This is a genomic window from Rummeliibacillus stabekisii (assembly GCF_007988965.1).
GTDB lineage: Bacteria > Bacillota > Bacilli > Bacillales_A > Planococcaceae > Rummeliibacillus > Rummeliibacillus stabekisii.
In genome coordinates this window covers 458,949-475,685 of sequence record NZ_BJVD01000001.1, presented here as the reverse complement: position 1 = coordinate 475,685, position 16,737 = coordinate 458,949, and the positions used below count along the sequence as shown (strand labels likewise).

The 16,737-nt window shown below is 35.4% G+C and carries 20 protein-coding genes and 2 riboswitches; of the genes, 15 read left to right on the top strand and 5 right to left on the bottom strand.

Going from position 1 to position 16,737, the window contains the following annotated elements; translation table 11 throughout:
* Positions 1–5 precede the first annotated feature (5 nt).
* A complete protein-coding gene (locus tag RST01_RS02390) occupies positions 6–968 on the top strand; it encodes a cation diffusion facilitator family transporter (protein ID WP_147193802.1) in 963 nt (320 codons plus the stop codon).
* 135 nt (positions 969–1,103) lie between these two features.
* Positions 1,104–1,805 (top strand): class I SAM-dependent methyltransferase, encoded by a 702-nt coding sequence (locus RST01_RS02385; RefSeq protein WP_147193800.1) that lies wholly within the window; start codon positions 1,104–1,106, stop codon positions 1,803–1,805.
* A 4-nt stretch (positions 1,806–1,809) separates the two neighbouring features.
* Here RST01_RS02385 and RST01_RS02380 read toward each other — a convergent pair whose 3' ends face one another.
* Positions 1,810–2,652, bottom strand: coding sequence for a DUF2268 domain-containing putative Zn-dependent protease (locus RST01_RS02380; protein ID WP_147193798.1), 843 nt, complete (start codon positions 2,650–2,652; stop codon positions 1,810–1,812).
* 233 nt (positions 2,653–2,885) lie between these two features.
* On the opposite strand from RST01_RS02380, the gene RST01_RS02375 reads away from it, so the two are divergent.
* The gene (locus RST01_RS02375; RefSeq protein WP_066786367.1) at positions 2,886–3,137 is read left to right on the top strand and encodes a hypothetical protein; all 252 of its coding nucleotides are present in this window, start codon (positions 2,886–2,888) and stop codon (positions 3,135–3,137) included.
* A 182-nt stretch (positions 3,138–3,319) separates the two neighbouring features.
* A complete protein-coding gene (locus tag RST01_RS02370; protein WP_147193796.1) occupies positions 3,320–3,466 on the top strand; it encodes a lmo0937 family membrane protein in 147 nt (48 codons plus the stop codon).
* A 12-nt stretch (positions 3,467–3,478) separates the two neighbouring features.
* Here the strand turns inward: RST01_RS02370 and RST01_RS02365 are convergent, their stop codons facing one another.
* Positions 3,479–4,393: an NAD(P)/FAD-dependent oxidoreductase gene (locus RST01_RS02365; RefSeq protein ID WP_184117503.1), complete on the bottom strand. Its 915-nt coding sequence runs from the start codon at positions 4,391–4,393 to the stop codon at positions 3,479–3,481.
* Positions 4,394–4,600: 207 nt separating this feature from the next.
* On the opposite strand from RST01_RS02365, the gene RST01_RS02360 reads away from it, so the two are divergent.
* Positions 4,601–5,560, top strand: a complete 960-nt coding sequence (locus RST01_RS02360; RefSeq protein WP_147193794.1) for a D-2-hydroxyacid dehydrogenase family protein — start codon at positions 4,601–4,603, stop codon at positions 5,558–5,560.
* Positions 5,561–5,782: 222 nt separating this feature from the next.
* Here RST01_RS02360 and RST01_RS02355 read toward each other — a convergent pair whose 3' ends face one another.
* Positions 5,783–6,241, bottom strand: a complete 459-nt coding sequence (locus RST01_RS02355; protein WP_147193792.1) for a GNAT family N-acetyltransferase — start codon at positions 6,239–6,241, stop codon at positions 5,783–5,785.
* Between the two features lie 147 nt (positions 6,242–6,388).
* Between RST01_RS02355 and uvsE the strand changes: the two genes are divergently transcribed.
* The 7 genes from uvsE (at position 6,389) to RST01_RS02315 (ending at position 12,977) form a co-directional block, all read left to right on the top strand.
* Positions 6,389–7,345, top strand: a complete 957-nt coding sequence (uvsE, locus tag RST01_RS02350) for a UV DNA damage repair endonuclease UvsE (protein WP_147193790.1) — start codon at positions 6,389–6,391, stop codon at positions 7,343–7,345.
* Positions 7,346–7,524: 179 nt separating this feature from the next.
* Positions 7,525–7,788 (top strand): transcriptional regulator SplA domain-containing protein, encoded by a 264-nt coding sequence (locus RST01_RS02345; protein WP_147193788.1) that lies wholly within the window; start codon positions 7,525–7,527, stop codon positions 7,786–7,788.
* Positions 7,785–8,813 carry a spore photoproduct lyase gene (gene splB / locus RST01_RS02340; RefSeq protein ID WP_147193786.1) on the top strand — a complete coding sequence of 343 codons (1,029 nt, stop codon included), beginning with the start codon at positions 7,785–7,787 and terminating at the stop codon, positions 8,811–8,813. The genes RST01_RS02345 and splB overlap by 4 nt, the downstream gene beginning before the upstream one ends.
* A gap of 968 nt (positions 8,814–9,781) precedes the next feature.
* Positions 9,782–11,134, top strand: coding sequence for a M1 family metallopeptidase (locus RST01_RS02330; protein ID WP_147193782.1), 1,353 nt, complete (start codon positions 9,782–9,784; stop codon positions 11,132–11,134).
* A gap of 58 nt (positions 11,135–11,192) precedes the next feature.
* Positions 11,193–11,657: a VOC family protein gene (locus RST01_RS02325; RefSeq protein ID WP_147193780.1), complete on the top strand. Its 465-nt coding sequence runs from the start codon at positions 11,193–11,195 to the stop codon at positions 11,655–11,657.
* A 57-nt stretch (positions 11,658–11,714) separates the two neighbouring features.
* Positions 11,715–12,371, top strand: a complete 657-nt coding sequence (locus RST01_RS02320; protein WP_147193778.1) for an HAD family hydrolase — start codon at positions 11,715–11,717, stop codon at positions 12,369–12,371.
* A 72-nt stretch (positions 12,372–12,443) separates the two neighbouring features.
* Positions 12,444–12,977 (top strand): helicase, encoded by a 534-nt coding sequence (locus RST01_RS02315; RefSeq protein WP_147193776.1) that lies wholly within the window; start codon positions 12,444–12,446, stop codon positions 12,975–12,977.
* A gap of 95 nt (positions 12,978–13,072) precedes the next feature.
* On the opposite strand, the gene RST01_RS02310 is transcribed toward RST01_RS02315, so the two are convergent.
* Both RST01_RS02310 and RST01_RS02305 read right to left on the bottom strand, forming a co-directional pair.
* Positions 13,073–13,627, bottom strand: coding sequence for a histidine phosphatase family protein (locus tag RST01_RS02310; protein WP_147193775.1), 555 nt, complete (start codon positions 13,625–13,627; stop codon positions 13,073–13,075).
* A 14-nt stretch (positions 13,628–13,641) separates the two neighbouring features.
* The gene (locus RST01_RS02305) at positions 13,642–14,073 is read right to left on the bottom strand and encodes an NUDIX hydrolase (protein WP_147193774.1); all 432 of its coding nucleotides are present in this window, start codon (positions 14,071–14,073) and stop codon (positions 13,642–13,644) included.
* A gap of 169 nt (positions 14,074–14,242) precedes the next feature.
* On the opposite strand from RST01_RS02305, the gene RST01_RS02300 reads away from it, so the two are divergent.
* The 3 genes from RST01_RS02300 to RST01_RS02295 all read left to right on the top strand — a co-directional run bounded on the left by RST01_RS02300 (position 14,243) and on the right by RST01_RS02295 (position 16,634).
* Positions 14,243–14,662 carry a GNAT family N-acetyltransferase gene (locus tag RST01_RS02300; RefSeq protein ID WP_147193772.1) on the top strand — a complete coding sequence of 140 codons (420 nt, stop codon included), beginning with the start codon at positions 14,243–14,245 and terminating at the stop codon, positions 14,660–14,662.
* Positions 14,663–14,783: 121 nt separating this feature from the next.
* A riboswitch (cobalamin riboswitch) is annotated at positions 14,784–14,986 on the top strand.
* 227 nt (positions 14,987–15,213) lie between these two features.
* Positions 15,214–15,388, top strand: a riboswitch (cobalamin riboswitch).
* Between the two features lie 162 nt (positions 15,389–15,550).
* Positions 15,551–15,724: a hypothetical protein gene (locus tag RST01_RS15920; RefSeq protein ID WP_184117502.1), complete on the top strand. Its 174-nt coding sequence runs from the start codon at positions 15,551–15,553 to the stop codon at positions 15,722–15,724.
* A 163-nt stretch (positions 15,725–15,887) separates the two neighbouring features.
* A complete protein-coding gene (locus tag RST01_RS02295) occupies positions 15,888–16,634 on the top strand; it encodes an amidohydrolase family protein (protein ID WP_147193770.1) in 747 nt (248 codons plus the stop codon).
* Positions 16,635–16,737: the final 103 nt, after the last annotated feature.

Below are 16,737 nucleotides of genomic sequence, written 5' to 3'. Positions count from 1 at the left end.
GTATTATGGCTCATTCACATGATGGACATCAGCATAACCATACCCATGGTGCGAATAAGAAAACATTACTGATAGCCTTTTTCATTATTACAGTTTATATGATTGTAGAAGTTATTGGCGGTTATATGACCAATAGTTTGGCTTTACTTTCTGATGCCGGCCATATGCTAAGTGATGCAATATCGCTCGGAGTTGGCGTAGTTGCCTTTACCTTTAGTGAAAGAGTAGCCAATTATCGTAATACATTTGGATACAAGCGCTTTGAAATCTTGGCAGCTGTATTTAATGGTGTAGCATTAATTGTTATATCCATCTTTATCTGTATAGAAGCAGTCAAACGTTTCGCCTATCCACCGGAAGTTGCTTCAAATGGTATGCTACTGATTGCTATTATTGGTCTGCTTGTCAATATTCTTGTGGCTTGGATCCTAATGCGTGGCGGTGATACGCACGGTAACCTTAATATGCGAGCTGCCTTCTTGCATGTTATTGGTGATATGCTTGGTTCAGTCGGCGCAGTGTTGGCAGCAATTCTTATTATGCTGTTTGGCTGGGATTGGGCAGATCCATTAGCAAGTATTATTGTAGCAATATTGATTTTAGTCAGTGGTTGGCGTGTAACTAAAGATTCTATTCATGTCTTGATGGAAGGAACGCCAAGCAATGTGGAAATTGAAAAGATTATTCAAGTTATAGAAGGAACCGATGGGATTCTAGCCATTCATGATTTGCATATATGGAGCATCACGAGTGGTGAAAATGCGCTTTCATGCCATGCAGTTGTGAATGGTTCACTAACAGTGCAAGAAAGCCAAGGAATCCTACAACACTTAGAGCACGAATTGCTACATATGGGCATTGGCCATATGACAATTCAACTTGAAAATGATGGACATCAACACGGTGACGACATCCTGTGCAACTTAAATATGAATCAAGAAAAACCACATGACCATAAATTGAATTAACTCAATGCTAAAAAGCTCTTCCCTGTAGGGAAGAGCTTTTTAAATATGGGTGCTTATTCTAGGTTAATGTATGGCTTCTACCTCTTCATTCCTGCATACGATAATTTATATGACTAAGATGGGGGAGAACTAACTATGAATGAGTATATTGATTTGCTTGCATACTTTGGTATCGGGAGTGCACATCCTGGAGGGGCGAGTTTGACGAGGTCTATTTTTGAAAAGGTATCAATTAATCAGGACGACCTGGTTTTAGATATTGGTTGTGGTACTGGCCAAACAGCTCAATATTTAGCCAAACAATTTAAATGTAGTGTAACAGCTATTGACCATCACCCTCTCATGGTAGAAAAAGCGAAAAGAAGATTTGCTAAAGAAGATCTACCTGTTCAAGTGTTACTTGGTGATGCAGAAAAGTTAGATATCGAGAGCCAAACGTTTAACTTTATTCTTTCAGAATCTGTTATTAGCTTTACACATGCGAAAGAAACGGTAAAGGAGCTTGCACGCGTGCTCAAAGAAAAGGGTCAATTACTTTTAATTGAAATGGCCGCAGAAGCTTCTATACCTAAATCCATGAAAGAAGAAGTTCAAAAGCTCTATGGAGTTCATGACATTTACACAGGAGAAGAATGGCGTTCCATTCTAGAAGAAGCAGGATTTGCGACTATTGAGGAAATCCAAACACATTCCTCTCTTATTTCAAGCGATCTTGATGAAATGGATTTATCGGAATCTATTCCAATGTCACTCTATGATGTATGGGATGAGCATAATGAAATGACAGAAAAAGTGCATGGACATATAGGGTATATAGTTTATCTTGCTTCTAAATAATAGGCTACTCCAATCTAAAAGCAGAACCTTTGATAAGCGTATCCGCTGATTTTTGATAGAGTTCATTAGAAGTAAAAGGGCCATTTTTTTCAACATAAGAATGAACAATATGATAACCGATTGCATATCCGATCCATTTAGTGAATGGGCTTCTTTTTTGACCATATAAGAATTTTTGATGGGCATCAATACCTGTCAGATTAAGAGAATTGATGAAATGCTCCTTCCATATTTTTTGCAAAGAATCTAGCGAATACAGATTAACCCAGGGGGCAAGCCACTTCTCGCCATATAACTCATTCACCGCATATTCACCAAGCCCTTCCACGACAAGCGATTCTTTTAATGGTGTTATTTTAGGTGGAATATCTATTAGATTAATTCTACACACATGGTTGTATTCATGGGCAAGCATTGCTTTTAATTCTTCCTTATGCAATTCTATCGATACAAATAAAAACAATGCATTTTTATAAGCCACTCCGTTTTTTCGAAATTGTTCTTTTTCTGAACGCCGCTTTCCTTTTTTAATAGGAAAAATATATATAGGTATATCGGGGCCTTTCCATCTTTTTTTCAATTTCAAAAATTCGTGTTCAATCCTTTTCCATACTTTTTGTTTTTCTAATTCTTCCATCACATATTCTATTCTGTACCAATCTTTCGGGTCAAATAACCCATACTGAAGCAGTTCATACTGAATCGCTTGAGGGGGCAATTTTTCAAATACATTCTCCAATGGTTTGCAAAGTAAATCAATATGGTTATTATTTATTTCTTTTATAGAGGTTTCCTTACATCTTTCATTAAAAGTATGAAGCCATTTTTGTGTTTCGATTACTGCCAATCAAATCATTCCTTTACATGTTTTCTATCATCCTAGCCAAAATCATAAAATCTAAAGGAATTAACCAAATGCCATTCCTTTAGATGGCGTTACGCTTTATAACTATCATATGTTGACTCCTAAGGTATGCTGAATATTTTTTTAAATTAGACCTTTGTCCAAAGGGAGAAAAGGGCGAGACATATAATATGGAGGCATACACGTATGTAGAAATGAATGGGAGGAGGCATAGGATGAACGCATCAGAAGCTTATAATATGTGTCGTCGTTACCATGGAAGACATGTGCGGATTACAGATCGTGATGGCAGAGTGCATGAAGGTCATATTACTCGAGTAGACCGCAATATGGTATGGATTCGCCCTCAGGGCGGCGGTGGTTATGGACTTGGTTGGGGCTGGGGCTGGGGCGGAGGCGGCTTTGGCTATGGCATTGCATTAGGTGCTATTACAGGGATCGCTCTTTCAGCTGCATTTTTCTGGTAAAATAATAACTCAAACAAACGTGGAAGAAAATTTCACGTTTGTTTTTTGTTCTTTTATTAATACATAAAATCAGGGCATAAGACTTCATTCATTTTCTTGGTTTACGTGCCAAAACACAACCGTATTCAATTTTATTTAATGGGTATATTAGTAAATAAGTATGTAGGAAGGAGGGAATGAAGTTGCTTTGGACCATTATAGGAATACTGATTGTACTTTGGGTGCTAGGTCTTATATTTAAAATTGGCGCAGGCTTGATTCATATTCTTTTAATTATTGCAGTCATCTTGATTATAGTAAAGTTGATTAAAGGCATGGCAAATCGATAAAAGGGGAGCCGTTTAGGCTTCCCTTTTTTGTTTCAATAATCGTTTGTGAATCCAAATAGCGGCTTGGGAACCATCTCCCATAGAAATAGTGACTTGTTCAGAATGGGCGGTAAGATCTCCTCCTGCCCAAATGCCCTCAACCGAGGTTTCTTTTGTTCGAGGATTGACTATTATATGTCTGCTGTCATTAAGATTTACACCCACTTGTTCAGCCAACTCTGCATTTATTTTATTGCCGCTAAAACCTGTAAAGCCTTTTTCTCCAGCAATAGTTTTGCCATTCTCAAGCTCTACACCAGCAAAATTGCCTTTATCATCTAAAAGAACGCGCGTTAATGTTTCATTGATTATTTCGATATTTAAATCTTCTAGCTCTTTGACTTTTTTTGAGTCAGGTTGCTCTTTGGTATGATTAATAAATGTTACATCATTTGTCCAATAAGTGAGGGTTGCGGCCATAGAAGCGCCTGTATTCCCGCCGCCTAAAACGATCGTTTTTTTGTCAGATACTTCATAGCCGTCACAGTCAGGACATACATAAATAGACTTTCCGAGGCAGGGAAGTAAGTTTTCCAGTTTAGGAAGATGATCAATTAATCCAGTTGCAAGAAAAATCGTGTTCGCTTGAAAAGTTTGATTTGACGATGTTTCTATAAGAAAAGTATTTTTTTCATTTTTTAGAGATATCACAATGTCATCCAAAAATTCGACACCATACTTTTCCGCATGAACCTTGCCAAGCTTGCGCAATTCCTCACCGCTTACACCATCCGGCCAACCTAGAATATTGTGATAGCCTTTACATATAGTGGACCGCCCCTGATTAGAGTCAATGACCATAATTGAGTGTTTATATCTTCCCAATTGGATGGCAGCTTGCAAGCCTGCAATTCCACCGCCAATAATAATACAATCCATTGTCTTCATTTATCTAACCGCCTGTTCTTTAAAGATATTTTAGTATTAGAGGTTCATTTGAAAAATATACCACTGACTTGTTAGTTTTAAACTAGTGAGCGCTTTCTATGACTTAAAATATGAAAATCAAATTAATTCCTCTTATACACCAAATTGGTGTTCAATAACTTATAATATGAGTAATAAAGGAAATAGTTCAAACTACTGGAGGTACATATGAAATTAAAATGCGCTATCCTTGATGATTATCAAAAAACGGCACTTGATTTTGCAAATTGGAGTTCCATAGAGGATCAGGTTGAAGTAACTGCATTTCACCAACATTTCCATACTGAGAATCAAATTGTTGATAAAATTAAAGACTTTGATATTGTCATTATTATGCGGGAGAGAACGCCATTTAATGCAGCCATGTTCGGAAGGCTGCCAAAGCTAAGATTGTTAGTAACGACAGGTATGCGGAATGCATCCATCGATCTAACAGCAGCTAAGAAATGCGGAGTAACAGTGTGCGGCACATCAAGCGGATCAGAACCGCCGACTGAACTTGCTTGGGGGCTCATACTGAACTTAGCACGCCACATAACAGAAGAACATAATAACTTTAGACAGAAAGGATCTTGGCAATTGTCGGTTGGAGAAGATCTTTATGGTAAGTGCTTTGGGATAATTGGACTTGGAAAAATCGGTACAAAGATGGCAACGATAGCCCAAGCCTTTGGAATGGATGTAGTCGCATGGAGTGAAAACTTAACAAAGGAAAAGACAGATTCGCTGGGAGTAAGAAAAGCGGCTTCATTGGCGGAACTTTTACGGCAAAGCGACTATGTATCGATTCATCTGGTTTTAAGTGACCGGACAAGAAATTTAATCACCTCTAATGAATTGAAGCAAATGAAACCCTCAGCCTTTCTAATCAATACATCAAGAGCACCCATTTTAAATCAACATGATTTAATAGAAGCGCTTGAAAACGAAGTGATAGCTGGTGCGGGATTAGACGTTTATGAAGAAGAACCGTTAAGTGAAAATCATCCTTTTAGAACTTTACCCACTGTACTTGCTACACCGCATCTTGGATATGTGACTCGATCAAACTATGAAAAATATTATAGAGAAGCTTTGGAGGATATCCGGGCATATTTGTTAGGTTCACCGATTAGAACTTTAATTTAATGATTTTAGAATAAACTTGTAGCAAAGTTAATAAATGTGAAAGTGAAAGGGAGATTTTTTGAAAAAGAATCTAATTAAAGTCATAACTGTGACGACTTTGGGTGCAATTGCTGTATTAATGATTCCTTTCTTGTTTTAAATATAATTGAATATGTATTAGGAAATTAAGGTGTGAGAAATGTTCACACCTTTTTTTAACCCTTGAATAGTACCTCAAGCTTCTTAAAAACTATTATTTTGAATCCATTTATATTGAATGTCAGGCAAATTTTCCTCATTTTCGTGGCCTCTTGCTACTATTTTAAATCCATTCTTGTCATAAAACCGTTGTGCGTTTTTATTAATATCAAAGGTAAATAGAGTTAAACTACCGCTTGATTGTTCTTTAGCCCTATCAAGTAACGTTCTGCCTATCCCTAACCCTTGATAATCGTTATGAATATAAAGCTGGCTTACCTCCTTGTCATTATAGGCAATCATTCCGACTACTTTGTTATCAATTAAAGCTAATTCTATTTGGTGCTGTTCAGGTAAAATATGATTTAAAAAGTAAATGTGATTTTCAAAGCTATGAATTTCTTTTTGACCTATAGCTCGTTCCTTACTATTTCGCCACATGTCAACAGTCTGTTCAGCATACTCAGGTTTATACTGAGTGATCACGAGTTGATGTTGGTTCAACTTAATCTCTCCTTAAAAACTATTTTCTGAATTATAACAATGTTTAAGCGAAAACAAAAGAAGTCAAAAATGTTAAAGAGGTAGGTAAAAGATAGGGGAATTAGGGAATTACTCATTATGTAGTGACATGTAATGGAGGATAACGACATGAAAATTAATTTTGGGTTTGTAGCAAGTGCATTAGGTTTATGGGATGCGAGTCCTTCAAAGACAATGACCTTTGCTCGCTATTCAGCTCTTTCAGAGTATGAGCGAATGGACAAATTAAGAGCTGTAACTGCTTTAAACTTACACCACACTAAAAGAATTCTTCACTATAATATTGCAAACGAAATTGGTTTATATCGTCTTTCAAGCTCACTTGTTCCTTTGGCTACACATCCAGAAGTGATGTGGGATTTTGTAACACCCTTCAAAGATGAATGGCAGGAGCTGGGTGAACTCATCAGGCAATACAACATGCGGCCAAGCTTTCATCCGAACCAATTCACCCTTTTTACAAGTCCACGTGAAGAAGTAACGCAAAATGCTGTAAAGGACATGGAATTCCATTTCAACATGCTTGAAGCGATGGATGTATTGGAAAAAGGGTTGATCAACATTCATATAGGTGGAGCATATGGGGATAAGACTGCTACGTTAAAACGTTTCCATGAAAATTTAAAAATGTTGCCGAGTAAGGTTAAAAAACATATGACGCTTGAGAATGATGATAAAACCTATAATGTTGAAGAAACACTGATAGCCTGTGAAAAAGAAAACGTTCCAATGATCCTTGATTATCATCATTATATGGCGAATCAAGGGGATATCGAACTCGAGGCATTTTTACCGCGCATTTTTGATACATGGAATCACACAAACGTAGTGCCGAAAGTTCATTTATCATCTCCCAAATCAGAAGGTGCTTTTCGTTCACATGCAGACTTTGTCTCGTTGGATTTTGTGTTGCCCTTCTTAAAAATGGCAAAAGAGCTTAACCGTGACTTTGATGTAATGATTGAAGCCAAGCAAAAGAATCTCGCTATGCTGCAATTGGTTGAAAATATTTCAAACATCCGAGGTGTCAAACGTGTTGCAGGAGGAAAGGTTGAATGGAAATAATACTGGAATAGACGGCAGCTAGCATCTTTTAGCGCCGTTTTTTTGTATACATAATTTATTTCTATTCGCATCTTGAACAAACTTTTGCTATTTCATCTAAATAAGTAACATAATTTTTATTATGTAAAGCAAAATAGGAATAGGATCACTAAGTAATAGTAAAAAGGAGACGTACGAAAATGAACGAGATGAATAGCAGTGAGTCTTATAATCCAGGTGATATCGTCTATGTATTTTATAGAAATCCTCACACGCAAGATGTTGCCAATTTACAAAGTGCAGCAGTTGTAAACCATCCTGAAAATCCAAATGAGCTCGCACTCTTTTTATATGAAAATTATTATCCACTATCAAATGAAATGGCAGTCTATACAACAGAAGAAGAAGCAAATAGGGCTTTTAATTATTATTATGGAACTTCTTCAGAAGGACCATTACAATGAATAAACCATTCTCACCAAGGCTAGTCTATTTTGAACCAAAAGCCCTTGACTATCCGCTCGGCCAACAGTTGCTGAAGAAATTCGAAAACAGTGGTGTGGAAATTCGATACACCACATCTCATAACCAAATTAGGAATCTTCCAGGTGAAAATGATTTCCAAAAGTATCGGGTTGCAAAATCTACGCTTGTCGTAGGTATTAGAAAAACGCTAAAATTTGATACATCTAAACCCTCAGCTGAATATGCGATCCCTTTCGCGACAGGCTGTATGGGTCATTGCCACTATTGTTATTTGCAGACGACAATGGGAAGCAAGCCGTACATTCGAACGTATGTCAATGTAGAAGAAATCTTAGAAGCAGCAGATCAATATATGGCAGAGCGGGCACCTGAAATCACGCGTTTTGAAGCTTCGTGTACATCAGATATTGTTGGGATTGACCATCTGACGCATACCTTAAAACATGCGATTGAACATTTTGGAGAATCTGAATATGGTAAATTGCGCTTTGTGACAAAGTTCCATCATGTCGATCATTTGCTAGACGCCAAACATAACGGAAAAACAAGATTCCGGTTTAGCGTTAATGCTGATTATGTAATAAAGAACTTTGAGCCTGGCACCTCACCCTTAGCCAAAAGAATTGAAGCGGCGGGCAAAGTCGCAAGAGCAGGATATCCACTTGGATTTATTGTGGCTCCTATTTATCTACATGAAGGATGGGAAGAAGGTTATTACCATATGTTCGAACGCCTAGATGCAGAGCTTCCTGATGAAGCGAAGAAAGATTTAACCTTTGAATTCATCCAGCATCGTTTTACGAAACCAGCCAAACGGGTTATTGAAAAAAATTATCCTATGACAAAGCTGGAGTTAGATGAAGAAAGACGAAGATATAAGTGGGGAAAATATGGTATAGGGAAATATATTTATCAAAAAGACGAAGAGGAAGATATAAAAAACCACCTCTATAGTTATATGGAAAAATTCTTTCCCCACGCTAAGTTGGAGTATTTTACGTAATTAAAAAAGAATAAAAGCTTCTACTAGTTGGATCGACAATTTATCCTAAGTTTTTTACTGATTATTTCCCAACAAAATCTAAGTAAATCGCCTTTTAATCATTAAGTCTTTGATCTCTTTTGAGATGAAGGGCTTTTTTATTGGAAATTAAAGATAGATGAAAAATAGCGAAAAATAGGAGAAATAGAGAGTTTATTTATGTTAATTCTTATATTTCGTCATTTCCCGCTAATTTTTACTTAGCTGTATTAAAAGGGGAAAGTGACGTTTTTTTCTTCTTTCTATAAAAAGAAAGGAATTTTAAGAGGGTGAAATGAATGTATAATTATACTTCTTTTATGCAAGCACCAGAATATAAAGTAGAGCGATGTAGTTATTGATGAGAGAATTCAGAAATATACTAAGACTTGTTTTAAGAAAGAAGAGCACTGATTATATAGATATAAACCATTGAAACGAAAATAAAAAAAGCCCCCTGCCATAAGCGAGGGCACATAAAATATTAAGGTTCATTGAATCCATAAATCCCCAATATATAAATACTAGCAAATACAATTAGAATAAATAGATGTAAGACAACGACCACCATTCGAATTTCACCTTTACTCCCGTATAAAGCACTTATTAGGCCTATTAAGACTAATAATAATGGAATAATAAAATGGAAAAGTAAAATAAATTCTGGGGCAAATGCAAAAAGAAAAATAGTTAAAAATAAAATAAGTAAGGAAAAATACGTGTAATAGATTTTTTTCATAACACTTCATCCTTTTATATGTTTTATTTTAAATTCTTTATGATGAAGACGTGTATACAATTTATATTTTTAATAACCAATAAATTATTTGAATAGACTACTAGTATAACATGAAAAATTTTACCAGTCAGAGGGGCGAAGAATTATAAAGAAATATATCTGGATAGTTGGATGTCTATTAGTCTTTGTATCCATTTGTGTAACATTTATTTTGAAGCCAAAAACAGGACCTCAATTAGAGAAGACAGTTGTGCCTAAGCAAATGAGTCAAAAATACAACCCGATTACTCAACCGTTCGGCAGCAAGACTAAATACAAGATAAGTTTAAAAATGGATTCAAAAGGACACTTCGATGTTGAGTCGAGTAGTACGATAACAAATACTTCGAATGATAAATGGAGTGATGTGGTTTTCTACTTTATTCCAAACATTTTTACGAAAGAAAATTCACCTACTTTAAATAACCCTGGTACAGCCAATATTAAAAGGATCCTTGTTAATGGTGAAAAAGCGAAGTTCTCTCTTAAAAAAGATACGCTCAAAGTGCTTTTAGATAAGAAGGTCTACCCAACTAAGAAGATGGTTATTGACATTCAATATAACTTTACTATGCCAGAGGAAGGTTATCGATTTACAAAGGAAAATGGGAACTTTTACTTAGCACAATGGTATCCTATGGTAGCTACCTATAAAAATGGCGGTTGGAATAAAGAAGACTATCGTGTAAGAGGTGAAACGTATCACACAGCTTTTAGCGATTTTGAAGTGAATTATAAAATTCCTAAAGGGTTAACAATCGTTTCTACAAGTGATCGTGAATACGTGGGCAGTCATAAAACAACATTAAAAATGAAGAATGTAAAAGACTTCTTTATTGCTATTCTAAAGAAACCGAATGAAATTGAAAGAAAGGTAGGACAGGTAAATATAAGGACTTTTACACTTAATGATGATGCCGAAATACAGAGAGAAGCATTGCAAATAGCTGAGAAAGCATTAAATTATTTTCAAGATAAGTTTGGACCTTACCCTCATAAGCAATTGGATATTATTGTTTCCCAATTAGGAATGGAGTATCCAGGTATTGTAACAGCAGGAACTATCCAGAATAGTGGAGATATGTCTGATTGGAGAGAGAGCATAGTAGTCCATGAAATAGCTCATCAATGGTTTTACGGAATGATTAGTAGTGATCCTTTTCACGATGCTTGGTTAGACGAAGGGCTTGCGACCCTCGCTACACGTTTATTTTATTCAGATTACGAAAATGAGTATATTTCATTAGATATAAGCCAATTTAAGGATGCTCCCTTGCCTGTTAATCTTTCATTAAACAAGTATACATTAGGGGAACAAAGTAATCATATTTACGGCAAAGCTTCAGTTTATCTATGGAAAGTATTATCAGAATATGGCGGCAAAAAAAGAGCAGAAGATTTTTTGAAAAGTTACTATGATTTTTATAAGTATAAAGATGTAGACACAGCGGAATTTGTAAGATTTATAAAGCAATATTTGGAACTAAAAGATGATCATTTGTTAAAAGAATTTCTAAAATTTTGATTATTAGTTTCTATGCGATGCTATAATGAATGTATTATTTTGTAAGAAGGAGATCGAAATGATAAAAGGATTATATGAAGCACATTTACCAGTTAGCGATCTAAAACAATCTGTACTTTTTTACAAAGAGCTCGGTTTAGAACTAGATCATATTGTTGACGATAAAATTGCTTTTTTGTGGATAGAAAAAGATAAAAGTTGGTTAGGTTTATGGGAAACTGACAATGTAAAACTAGAATACCATCCTTCCATCAGGCATGTGGCTTTTCAAGTAACTCTAGAAGATTTGAAGACTTCAGTGGCTTGGCTTAGGGATAGAGGAGTTAAACCAAGAGAAGCATTTGGTTTCGAACCGATTGAACCTTTTGTGATGCCCCACCAACAATATGCTCATGCTAAAATCCATTTTAATGATCCGGATGGTAATAGTTTAGAGTTTATTTGCAAACTTAAGAATCCTAAAGAAATTGCTACACGTATGTATTTAAGTGAATGGGAACAATTAAATAAAAATGATTTTTAAAAGGAATAAAGTAGAAGTTAATAAACCCTAGAAATTTGATAGAAAAGGAGAAAGGTAATGTTGAGCTCAATCATTTTTGATATGGATGGTACTCTTTTTCAAACAGACACAATATTAGAGCTAGCGCTTGATGAAACTTTTGAACATCTTTGTTCAATGAATAAATGGGAGGGAGCAACACCTATCGATAAATATCGTGAAATAATGGGGGTTCCTTTGCCTAAGGTATGGGAAACGCTATTGCCCAATCATTCTAGTGAAGAAAGAAGATACACAGATCAATATTTCTTGAAGGTATTAATAGACAATATAGAACGAGGAAATGGTTCTTTATATCCCAATGTAAAGGAAGTCTTCGATTTTTTAAAGGAGCAAGGACTTTCAATCTACATAGCTAGTAATGGATTGCAGGAGTATTTAAACGCCATCATCCGTTATTATGATTTAGATAAATGGGTAACCGAAACGTTCAGTATTCAACAAATCGATTCACTGAACAAATCAGACTTAGTGAAATGTATTGTAGAGAAATACAATATTAAAGATGCAGCAGTAGTAGGTGATCGCTTATCTGATATCAATGCCGCAAAAGATAATGATCTGCTTTCTATTGGATGTAATTTTGATTTTGCTAATAAAAATGAACTTTCCCATGCCGATTTTGTTATAAATGATTTAATTGAACTAAAGACATTAATTTCAAGGTTAAACTAGTCATACTCTCTTCGTGGTTAGTAACCAAACTTTTATTTACTATTATTTTCATTAAGTATGGAGTGATATCAAATGGAAATAGAAATAGATAAAATATATCCTGAGTGCCCAACTATTAGTAGGATGATCAAAATTGGCGGCTTTACGAAAACGCAGCTACTTCAGAAGTTACAACAACATTCTATTTTGCTGAATAAATATGGAGAAAAACTTTTTGATAATGATAAATTTACTGTTTCAGAGAAGGGATACAAGGTGAAAACAGTTGAGCTCAAAGTACGCAATCTTGGCTTCCCTGAAGGAGCAACAATACCTCAGCTTTTTAATAAAGCAAAAAAAGTTGGTTTAGACTTATGTCCTGTAGAGCTTGGACCATATTTAAGGTTGGCATATCTTGATCAGCCTGAAGGGAATTTGGGGAAGTCTTCTTTGCAACATCAGGCACCATATGGCTCCGTTACAATAGCATCAGAGATATTATCTGAAGACGTAAATTTTCCGAAGGGGTTTTATCTTAGAAGAATTGATGGGGAACTGTGGTTACGAGGATACATCGCTGACTACCTGCACGTATTGGACTCAGAAGATCACTTTGTTTTTTGTTAAAATTAAGCATTGTCGATTCATTGAACGGCATGAAAATAATAAAATACTGGCCTTTCTGGGGCAAGACACACTGAAAAGCCAGCAAGCGTTACATCCTATAAGCAAGAAGGCTCTCTCCATAGTCTTTTAAAAGTTACTTTATTATCCCTGTTTTCTAAAAGGTACACATCAGGGTTACTGAGACTTCTCCATTCTTTAAAACCAAAGCTTTCATTAAAATGTCTAAGTAGCAGGGACATTACATTACCATGTGTAACAATTACAGTATTTTGATGATTGCTGTTAAAAATCCCTTCGACAACAGTGATTATACGATTTCCAGCTTCAGCGCTCGATTCGCCACCTTCAAATTTTAATTCATGATTGTTGAATGTTGCTTCAAGTTTTTCTAGCCAATCATTAAAATTGTCTGAACTCAATACACGTTCCTTTAAATTGTTATCAGTAACTATCTGTAAATTCAAATGATTTGCTAGTGGTTGAACGGATTCAATTGCACGGACGAACGGACTGGTAATTATATGATTTATTTCAATATCACAAAAAAACTTGCATAAATCTGTAGCTTGTTTATAACCTTTATCTGTAAGAGTTGCATCTGCCGACTGACCCTTAGCCTCACAGTGCCTTACAATATAAATTTTTTTCAATCAAATCACTCCTTTCAATAACCGTTAGGAATTACTTTCTCAGCAAGATTAATACTTTCCTTTAAATAAATAGGTGCCATTGGATGGTTTAAAATCTCCGCAGTAGTCAACCAAAAAACTTCTTCTACTTCGTCTTGACTAAGAGGTGAGGCACTACCAGAATGATACTCGCATAGAAATACGGTATTTAATACGCTATCACCTACATCAGAAACAAATATACTGCTATGTACATAATGAAGCCTATCCTTTATTTTTACACCGATTTCCTCAAGGATTTCTCGTTTTATAGTTCTTTCTAATATATCTGCTGACTGACCATCAGATTCTACCTTGCCGCCTACAAGGGATAGCAATCCAGCAGCATGCTCTTCTTTTTTACTTCTCTCTATGATTAGCCATTTATGTTCCTTTCTTATAGCACCCTCGACATTTACGATAAACATGATTATACCTCCACTCAATTGTTTACTTATTCTATAGAGGTACCTCGTTTTCCTTCTTGTAAAGTGATGTAATAAAGGTGAACATTAGATAAAATATAGGTAAAAATAAATAATAAAAGGCGGCGATAATTAAAGCAATTTCTAGAAAACAAGGAGAGGAGTATATTAATTGAATATATTGATTTGTAATGATTTCACCCATGCAAATCTTGATGAGATGAGAGAAGTTTATGCATCTGTTGGATGGAAAAAGCATAACCCTGAAGTCATTCAACAAGTTTTCAGAGCAAGTAACATAATTGCTTTAGTGTATGTGAATGGTCGAATTATCGGATTTGGCAGAGCGATGTCAGATGGCATTTTTAACGCTGCAATTTATGATATTGTTGTTCACAAAGATTACCAAGGTCATGGCATAGCGAAAAAGGTTATGGAGTATATATTAAATCAACTGAGAGATGTATCATGTGTGCACTTAATCTCTACGACGGGGAACGAAGAGTTTTATAATAAATCTGGTTTTAAAAAGTTAAAAACAGGTATGGCTAGGTATTTGAATTCAGATCTTAGGGATGAATATTTAGAGTAGCTAATAATTAATAAAATAAAAAATAGTTAAAATAATATAGTTGAGTAAAAGACAATGAATCTTAAAATATATTTATTTATTGTAAAATAAAAAGTAGTTTGATAATCTTAAGTATGAAAATTGAATAGCAAGCATTTATTGGTACGATGAAGTCGAGTTATATTTTCATTGTTTAAAAGGGAAGCCTGTGTAATTCAGGCGCTGTCCCGCAACTGTATTTGGGAGTTTATAAGCGGTACCACTGTTTTCATAAATTAGAAAATGGGAAGGGGGTTATAAATGAAGATCATAAGTCAGGAGACCTGCCATAGATGAGCATCAATTTACCTACGAGGATAGGGAGGTGTTAGTGAGAGGCAGTATACATACCTCAGCAGTATGTTTATTTGTTTTGTCTATTATTAACAACTTCACCATAAATGGATGAAAGTTGTTTTTTTGTTTTTAAATATTGTGTAATCAAGTAATGTGATAGCTTAGTAGTTACCTTATAAAAAGGAGTGTTGAACCCTTATTAAAAGGAAATCTACCAGCTTAATCTCGATAATAACATACGTGTCATGAACTGGTGCATACGAAGGTATACTTAAAAGGGAAGCTGGTGAGAATCCGGCACTGTCCCGCAACTGTAATTTGGAGCCTATATTTAAAGCCACTGTTAACAACGGGAAGGCATAGAGGGCGTTGAAGATAAGTCAGGAGACCTGCCAAGATTCAAGTACACACCAAATACCTACGTGGAGATAGGTGGTGTTTTTGTGCGACTAGAAGCGAAAAAAGAGTTCTTTTTACGCTTATTTAAACTTGCAAAAATGTCCACGCTATTTCTGAAAAGGAATAGCGTTTTTTATTTGGAGTATGTTACTTCTATTTCAAGGAGGAACAATAATGGAGAAAGATATGTTTATTGAAGAATTTCGGTCATTAGTAATGAATAATCAAATCGTACATCAGTATGAGAACTTGTATGATATGAAAAAGGAATTAAATCGTAAGTTTCCAAATCAGCATCAGCAAATTTCTCAAGCTTTTGAAATTGTTCGTAAAGAATTGCTTGGATAGTTGACTTAATATTAAATAAAGTTTTTAGCGTCTTAATTTCAGTAACCTTTATAATGTGAAGTATTTCATATACGTATTTGTTTGAATATGCTTCCCTTGTTATTATTTATATAGCATTAAAAGATTTTTTCTTTCTAAATTCTTTTAAAAAAGGAGAGTTTAAATGAAACTATTCGACGCGCATTTTCATATAATTGATTACGAGTTTCCGGTTTTTGAAAATCAGGGATATCTTCCGCCTTCTTACAATGTAGTAGATTATCAAAGAGATACCGCCTCTTTTGAGATAGCAGGGGGTGCAATTGTATCTGGTTCATTTCAAGGATTTGACCAAGACTATTTAGTCAAATCTTTAAAATTATTAGGGCCAACCTTTTGTGGTGTGACCCAATTGCCTTTTACGGTGTCGGATGAGGAAATAGAAAAATTACATATGGATGGTGTTAGAGCATTGCGCTTTAATGTGAAGCGCGGTGGTTCAGAAGATCTTTCAAAGCTCGATTATCTAGCTAGAAGGGTATATGATTTGGCAGGCTGGCACAGTGAGCTTTATATAGATGCCAAAGAATTGCCAAGCATTGCATCTACGATAGAAACCTTGCCGGCTATTTCAATTGACCATTTGGGTTTATCTGCGGAAGGATTGCCACATTTATTAAGACTTGTGGATCGAGGAGTACGTGTTAAAGCCACGGGATTTGGTCGCGTCGAATTAAATGTAGAAAAAGCATTAAAAGAGATTTACCAGGCTAACCCCGAAGCCTTAATGTTTGGTACAGATTTACCCTCAACGAGAGCAACAAGACCGTTTGAAACAGCAGACATTGAATTAATTCAAGGGCTATTTAATGAAAAAGAAGCGGAGGAAATTCTATATAAGAATGCTTATAATTGGTATTTTATGAGATGAGGTTCAGCTCTTTCAAAGTATGGATGCAACACCAACTGTACCATTCGTTAAAGTCTTGAAAGTTTGTTAGAAATGTACAACCTGTGCTCGCCTTTGGAAACTT

Bases quoted from the DNA above. Each gene is read 5' to 3' on its own strand.
- RST01_RS02390 (WP_147193802.1), top strand. From the start codon at position 6: ATGGCTCATTCACATGATGGACATCAGCATAACCATACCCATGGTGCG.
- RST01_RS02385 (WP_147193800.1), top strand. From the start codon at position 1,104: ATGAATGAGTATATTGATTTGCTTGCATACTTTGGTATCGGGAGTGCA.
- RST01_RS02375 (WP_066786367.1), top strand. From the start codon at position 2,886: ATGAACGCATCAGAAGCTTATAATATGTGTCGTCGTTACCATGGAAGA.
- RST01_RS02365 (WP_184117503.1), bottom strand. From the start codon at position 4,393: ATGAAGACAATGGATTGTATTATTATTGGCGGTGGAATTGCAGGCTTG.
- RST01_RS02360 (WP_147193794.1), top strand. From the start codon at position 4,601: ATGAAATTAAAATGCGCTATCCTTGATGATTATCAAAAAACGGCACTT.
- uvsE (WP_147193790.1), top strand. From the start codon at position 6,389: ATGAAAATTAATTTTGGGTTTGTAGCAAGTGCATTAGGTTTATGGGAT.
- RST01_RS02345 (WP_147193788.1), top strand. From the start codon at position 7,525: ATGAACGAGATGAATAGCAGTGAGTCTTATAATCCAGGTGATATCGTC.
- splB (WP_147193786.1), top strand. From the start codon at position 7,785: ATGAATAAACCATTCTCACCAAGGCTAGTCTATTTTGAACCAAAAGCC.
- RST01_RS02325 (WP_147193780.1), top strand. From the start codon at position 11,193: ATGATAAAAGGATTATATGAAGCACATTTACCAGTTAGCGATCTAAAA.
- RST01_RS02320 (WP_147193778.1), top strand. From the start codon at position 11,715: ATGTTGAGCTCAATCATTTTTGATATGGATGGTACTCTTTTTCAAACA.
- RST01_RS02315 (WP_147193776.1), top strand. From the start codon at position 12,444: ATGGAAATAGAAATAGATAAAATATATCCTGAGTGCCCAACTATTAGT.
- RST01_RS02305 (WP_147193774.1), bottom strand. From the start codon at position 14,073: ATGTTTATCGTAAATGTCGAGGGTGCTATAAGAAAGGAACATAAATGG.
- RST01_RS15920 (WP_184117502.1), top strand. From the start codon at position 15,551: ATGGAGAAAGATATGTTTATTGAAGAATTTCGGTCATTAGTAATGAAT.
- RST01_RS02295 (WP_147193770.1), top strand. From the start codon at position 15,888: ATGAAACTATTCGACGCGCATTTTCATATAATTGATTACGAGTTTCCG.